The sequence below is a fragment of the Streptomyces anandii JCM 4720 genome (genome assembly GCF_014650655.1).
Lineage (GTDB): Bacteria > Actinomycetota > Actinomycetes > Streptomycetales > Streptomycetaceae > Streptomyces > Streptomyces anandii.
In genome coordinates this window covers 58,512-64,401 of sequence record NZ_BMVJ01000007.1, presented here as the reverse complement: position 1 = coordinate 64,401, position 5,890 = coordinate 58,512, and the positions used below count along the sequence as shown (strand labels likewise).

Annotated in this window: 5 protein-coding genes; 3 read left to right on the top strand and 2 right to left on the bottom strand. The window is 70.9% G+C overall.

The genetic code is table 11. The annotated features are described in order from the left end of the window. The 3 genes from IE249_RS37275 to IE249_RS14760 form a co-directional block, all read left to right on the top strand. The coding region (locus IE249_RS37275) for a lysylphosphatidylglycerol synthase transmembrane domain-containing protein (protein WP_229858491.1) at nucleotides 1-752 on the top strand (752 nt) is incomplete at its 5' end. 91 nt (nucleotides 753-843) lie between these two features. Next, the gene (locus IE249_RS14765; RefSeq protein ID WP_189705279.1) at nucleotides 844-2,397 is read left to right on the top strand and encodes an alpha/beta hydrolase; all 1,554 of its coding nucleotides are present in this window, start codon (nucleotides 844-846) and stop codon (nucleotides 2,395-2,397) included. Nucleotides 2,398-2,564: 167 nt separating this feature from the next. Beyond that, nucleotides 2,565-4,118 carry an alpha/beta hydrolase gene (locus IE249_RS14760; RefSeq protein ID WP_189705278.1) on the top strand — a complete coding sequence of 518 codons (1,554 nt, stop codon included), beginning with the start codon at nucleotides 2,565-2,567 and terminating at the stop codon, nucleotides 4,116-4,118. 71 nt (nucleotides 4,119-4,189) lie between these two features. Here IE249_RS14760 and moeZ read toward each other — a convergent pair whose 3' ends face one another. Then, the gene (gene moeZ / locus IE249_RS14755; protein WP_189705277.1) at nucleotides 4,190-5,368 is read right to left on the bottom strand and encodes an adenylyltransferase/sulfurtransferase MoeZ; all 1,179 of its coding nucleotides are present in this window, start codon (nucleotides 5,366-5,368) and stop codon (nucleotides 4,190-4,192) included. Nucleotides 5,369-5,431: 63 nt separating this feature from the next. Then, nucleotides 5,432-5,890, bottom strand: a 459-nt coding sequence (locus IE249_RS37270) for a spherulation-specific family 4 protein (RefSeq protein WP_229858490.1), incomplete at its 5' end; no start/stop codon positions are given.

Below are 5,890 nucleotides of genomic sequence, written 5' to 3'. Positions count from 1 at the left end.
TGGGGTTCGTGCCGGAGCGGGTGCCGTTCGTGCGGACCGTGGCGGCGCAGGTCGCCGGGTCGTTCGTGAAGATCGTCGCGCCGGCCGCGGTGGGCGGCGTGGCGCTGAACACCCGCTTCCTGCAGCGCGCGGGGGTGCGGCCGGGACTCGCGGTGGCCAGTGTCGGCGCCTCGCAACTGTTCGGGCTCGGCTGCCACATCCTGATGCTGCTGTCCTTCGGCTACCTGACCGGCACCGAGAAGACGCCGTCGCTCTCGCCCTCCCGGACCGTCATCGCGGGTCTGCTGACGGTCGCGGTGCTCGTGCTGGTGGTCACTTCGGTGCCGTTCCTGCGCAAATTCGTCGTCACGCGCGTGCGCTCGCTCTTCGCGGGTGTCGTGCCGCGCATGCTCGACGTGCTGCAGCGGCCGCAGAAGCTCGTCACCGGCATCGGCGGCATGCTGCTGCTGACCTTCTGCTTCGTGATGTGCCTGGACGCCTCTATCCGGGCCTTCGGCGACCAGTCGACGTCCCTGAGCATCGCCAGCGTCGCGGTGGTCTTCCTCGCCGGCAACGCGCTCGGTTCGGCCGCGCCCACCCCGGGCGGCGTGGGCGCGGTCGAGGCGACCCTCACGGTCGGCCTGATCGCCGTGGGGCTGCCCAAGGAGGTGGCCGCACCCGCGGTGCTGATGTTCCGGCTGCTGACCCTGTGGCTGCCGGTGCTGCCGGGCTGGCTGGCCTTCAACCACCTGACGCGCAAGGGCTCGCTGTAGGGAGCCGGCGGGCCTCCGGTGGGCGGTCCCCTGCTACTCCGGTCGGCCCGCGCCCCGCGCGGGAGACCACCCGCGGCGTGAGGATGGACGTATGCAGAACCGCCGCGGGCTGCGTGCCGCCGCCCTGACCGCAACCGCCGCCCTGCTGTCCGCCGTTCTGGCCGGCTGCGGCGGTGGCGGGGACGGAAGCGCCAAGGGCGGGGATCTGACGGCCCAGAAGCTGGACTGGAAGGACTGCCCGCCCCCGTCCGCCTCGGAGGGCGGCGGAGACGCGCCGTCCCCGCTGCCGGGCGGCGGCACCTGGCAGTGCGCGACCATGCGGGCGCCGCTGGACTGGAACAAGCCCAAGGGCGACACCATCGGCATCGCGCTGATCAGGGCGAAGGCGAGCGGGCCCGGCACGCGCATCGGCTCGCTGATCTTCAACTTCGGGGGGCCGGGCGGCTCCGGGGTCAGCACGCTGCCCGCGGTCGGCCAGGACTACGCCAAACTCCGCACCCGCTACGACCTGGTGAGCTTCGACCCGCGCGGGGTGGGCCGCAGCGCGGGCGTGCTCTGCGAGAGCGACGCACAGCTCGACCAGTACTTCCAGCAGGACGCGACGCCCGACGACACCGCCGAGCGCGGCACGTTCCTGAACAACACCAAGCAGTTCAACGCGGCGTGCGAGAAGAACTCCGCGAAGATCCTCCCGCATGTGCGCACCACCGACGCCGCCCGCGACATGGACCTCATGCGCCAGGTCCTCGGCGACCAGAAGCTCCACTACTTCGGCATCTCCTACGGCACCGAACTCGGCGGCGTCTACGCCCACCTGTTCCCCCGGCACGTCGGCCGGGCCGTGCTGGACGCGGTCGTCGACCCCACGCAGAACCCGGAGCAGGCCTCGCTCGGCCAGGCCAGGGGCTTCCAGCTCGCCCTCGACAACTTCGCCCGCGACTGCGTCTCGAAGAGCACCAAGTGCCCCGTCGGCGACAGCGTGCAGGACGTCGAGAACCGCATCGCGAAGCTGCTGAAGGACCTGGACACCAAGCCGATCCCGGGCGTCTTCCCGGGCCGGCTGACCCAGACGGCCGCCACCAACGGCATCGCGCAGGCCCTGTACTCCAAGGATCTGTGGCAGCCGCTGACCGAGGGACTGCAGCAGGCCTACGCCGGTGACGGCAAGATCCTCATGCTGCTGTCCGACGCGATGAACGGCCGCAGCGAGAACGGCGAGTACAGCAACATCGGTGCCGCGAACGCCGCCATCAACTGCTCCGACGAGAAACAGCGCTACGACACGGCGTACGTCCAGCAGAAGCTGCCCGAGTTCCGCGCCGCCTCGCCGCTGTTCGGGGACTTCCTGGCCTGGGGCATGCTCAGTTGCACCGACTGGGCCGTGCCGGGCGCGGCGGACCACCCCGACGTCGCTGCCCCCGGCGCGGCGCCGATCCTGGTCGTGGGCAACACCGGCGATCCGGCGACGCCTTACGAGGGCGCGAGGAAGATGGCGGACGCGCTGGGTCCGGGCGTCGCGGTGGAACTCACGTACAAGGGCCAGGGGCACGGCGCCTACGACAGCAAGAACCCGTGCGTGCAGAACGCGGTGAACGGCTACCTGCTCGACGGAAAGGTGCCCGCGGCCGGAACGGTCTGCACCTAGCCAGGACCGGCCGGCCCGGTCGGCAGCGGCCCGCCGCACACCTCATCCGGGCAGCAAACTAGCAGGTCAAAGCGTTATCCACAGGCCGGCACCGGCGCGGCTCGCTCCGCCTACGATGGCCCCATCGCTTTCCGCGGCCGATCCGTGGGAGCAGTGAGGGGGAAGCCATGTCGCGTGTGACGAAGTGGGCGGCCGCGGCCCTGGCCGCGGTGCTGCTGTCCGGGTGCAGCGGGGGGTCGTCCGGCGGAACCGGTGACGAGGGGAAGGGCCGGCCCGATCCCTCGGCCACGGCCTCGCCGGCCTCGGAAGGCGCGGCCTCCTCCCACCTGCCCGCCTCGCTCACCTCGCAGCACCTGGCCTGGGGCCGCTGCAAAGCCACTGCCACGTCCACCGCGCCCGGCGGCGACTGGCAGTGCGCGAGGATCAAGGTGCCCCTGGACTGGTCGCGGCCGGGCGGCGAGACCATCGGCCTCTCCCTCATCCGGGCCAGGGCCACCGGCGAGCGCACAGGGTCGCTCCTGTTCAACTTCGGCGGCCCCGGCGCCTCCGGCGTGGCCACGATGCCGTCGTACGCCGCCCTCGCCGGCGACCTGCGGCAGCACTACGACCTGGTGAGCTGGGACCCGCGCGGGGTCGCCGGGAGCGAGGGCGTGCGCTGCCGCAGCGACCGCCGCATCCAGGCCGCCGAGTCCATCGACACCACGCCCGACACCCCGGCCGAGGAGCGCGCCTACCTCCAGGACGCCGTCGACTTCGGCAAGGGCTGCGCCAAGGCCGCCGGCAAACTGCTCGGCCACGTCTCGACGACCGACACCGCCCGGGACATGGACCTCATGCGCCAGGTCCTCGGCGACACGCGCATGCACTATTTCGGCATCTCCTACGGCACCGAGCTCGGCGGTGTCTACGCCCATCTGTTCCCCGGGCACGTGGGGCGGATGGTCCTGGACGCGGTCGTCGACCCGACCGCCGACTCGGTCGGCCACGCGCTCAACCAGACCAGGGGCTTCCAGCGCGCGCTGGACGACTACCTGAAGTCCACCGGCCAGGACCCCGAGCAGGGCTCGCAGCGGATCGCCGCCCTGCTGAAGCGCATCGACGCCGAGCCGCTCGCCACCGCGTCCGGCCGCAGGCTGTCGCAGACGCTGGCGCTCACCGGCATCGTGCTGCCGCTCTACAGCAAGGACAGCTGGCCGATGCTGACCGGTGCCCTGGCCGCCGCGGAGAAGGGGGACGGCACCGGCCTGCTGTCACTGGCCGACGCCTACAACGACCGTGACGCCTCGGGCCACTACGGCACGACGACCCACTCCCAACGAGTCATATCGTGCCTGGACGACAGGCAGCGGCCGACGCCGGAACAGACCAGGCGGCTGCTGCCCGAGTTCGAGAAGGTCTCGCCCGTGTTCGGCGACTTCATGGGCTGGGACACGGCCGGCTGGTGCCACGACTGGCCTGTGGCCGGGCAGTACGACCACCCGCTGGTCGGCGCGGCGGGCGCGGCGCCGATCCTCGTGGTCGGCAACACCGGGGACCCCGCGACGCCCTACGAGGGCGCCCGGAAGATGGCGGACGGGCTCGGCAAGGGCGTCGGTGTGGAGCTCACCTGGAAGGGCGAGGGCCACGGCGCGTACGGCAGCGGCAGCGACTGCGTGGACTCGACGGTGAACGCCTATCTGCTCAAGGGAACGGTGCCCGAGGACGGCAAGGTCTGCTCATGACGACGGCGGGGGCCCCGTGCACCCGTGGTGCGCGAGACCCCCGCCGACCGGCAGTCGTGGCGAGCCGTTGCTCAGTAGACCGGCTTCTCCGGCTCGATCTGGTTGACCCAGCCGATGACGCCGCCGCCGACGTGCACGGCGTCCGAGAAGCCCGCGGACTTCAGCACGGCGAGGACTTCCGCACTGCGGACACCCGTCTTGCAATGCAAGACGATCTTCTTGTCCTGCGGCAGGCTCTCCAGGGCGGTGCCCATGAGGAACTCGTTCTTCGGGACCAGCCGGGCGCCCGGGATGGAGACGATCTCGTACTCGTTGGGCTCGCGGACGTCGATGATCTCGATGTTCTCGCCGTCGTCGATCCACTCCTTGAGCTGCTTGGGAGTGATCGTCGAGTCGGCGGCCGCCGCCTGGGCCTCCTCGGAGACGACGCCGCAGAAGGCCTCGTAGTCGATGAGCTCGGTGACGGTCGGGTTCTCGCCGCAGACCGCGCAGTTCGGGTCCTTGCGGACCTTGACCTGGCGGTACTGCATCTCCAGGGCGTCGTAGATCATCAGGCGGCCGACCAGCGGTTCGCCGATGCCGGCCAGCAGCTTGATGGCCTCGTTGACCTGGATGGAGCCGATGGACGCGCACAGCACGCCGAGCACGCCGCCCTCGGCGCAGGAGGGGACCATGCCGGGGGGCGGGGGCTCCGGGTAGAGGCAGCGGTAGCAGGGACCGTGCTCGGACCAGAAGACGGAGGCCTGGCCGTCGAAGCGGTAGATCGAGCCCCATACGTACGGCTTGTTCAGCAGCACGCACGCGTCGTTGACCAGGTAGCGGGTCGCGAAGTTGTCCGTGCCGTCGACGATCAGGTCGTACTGGCCGAAGATGTCCATCACGTTGTCGGCCTCGAGCCGCTCCTCGTGAAGGACCACGTTCACGTACGGGTTGATGCCCTTGACGGTGTCACGGGCGGACTCGGCCTTGGAGCGGCCGATGTCGGCCTGGCTGTGGATGACCTGGCGCTGCAGGTTCGACTCGTCGACCTCGTCGAACTCCACGATGCCGAGCGTGCCCACACCGGCCGCGGCCATGTACATCAGCGCCGGCGAACCCAGGCCGCCGGCGCCCACACACAGCACCTTGGCGTTCTTCAGCCGCTTCTGCCCGTCCATCCCCACATCGGGGATGATCAGGTGGCGGGAGTACCTGCGGACCTCGTCTACGGTGAGCTCGGGGGCCGGCTCGACCAGGGGTGGCAGCGACACGGGGACTCCGTTGGTCGGTCTATCACTACGGTTGTTCTCTCCGTAACACTGCCACGGCCTTCTTCATTCCGAGACACCCGTTCCGATGCGCGAGACGATGTCGTCCCAGTAGCCGGGCAGGGCCTCCCAGGGGTCCGCTTCGCCGCCACGGTCGGTGCGATCGGTGAACCAGATCGTCGCCGCGCCCTGCCAGCGGGCGATGCGCAGCGCCTCGTCCAGGTGCCCGCCCGGGACGCCGTGCACGAAGTGGCAGAAGCGCTCGGGCGGGTGGTCGGCGGTCCACTCCGCGACCTGCGACCAGCGGTAGTCGCTCCACGGACCGCGGAAGGTCACCAGCTGGTCGGCGTTCTCCGCGTAGCCGGGGTACGGGTGGGTGCCGTGGCCGAGCACGATGTGGGCATCGTCACGCAGGGCCCGCAGGGTGCCGACCGTGCGGCGGACCTCGGGCAGCGCGGAGCGGTCGGCCGGGCAGTGCTCCAACAGGAAGCCGTCGGTCTGGTACCACTCGAGGTAGCGGTGGGC

What these genes read in the sequence shown, in the direction of transcription:
- IE249_RS14760 (WP_189705278.1), top strand. Translation starts at nt 2,565, where the DNA reads ATGTCGCGTGTGACGAAGTGGGCGGCCGCGGCCCTGGCCGCGGTGCTG.
- IE249_RS14765 (WP_189705279.1), top strand. Translation starts at nt 844, where the DNA reads ATGCAGAACCGCCGCGGGCTGCGTGCCGCCGCCCTGACCGCAACCGCC.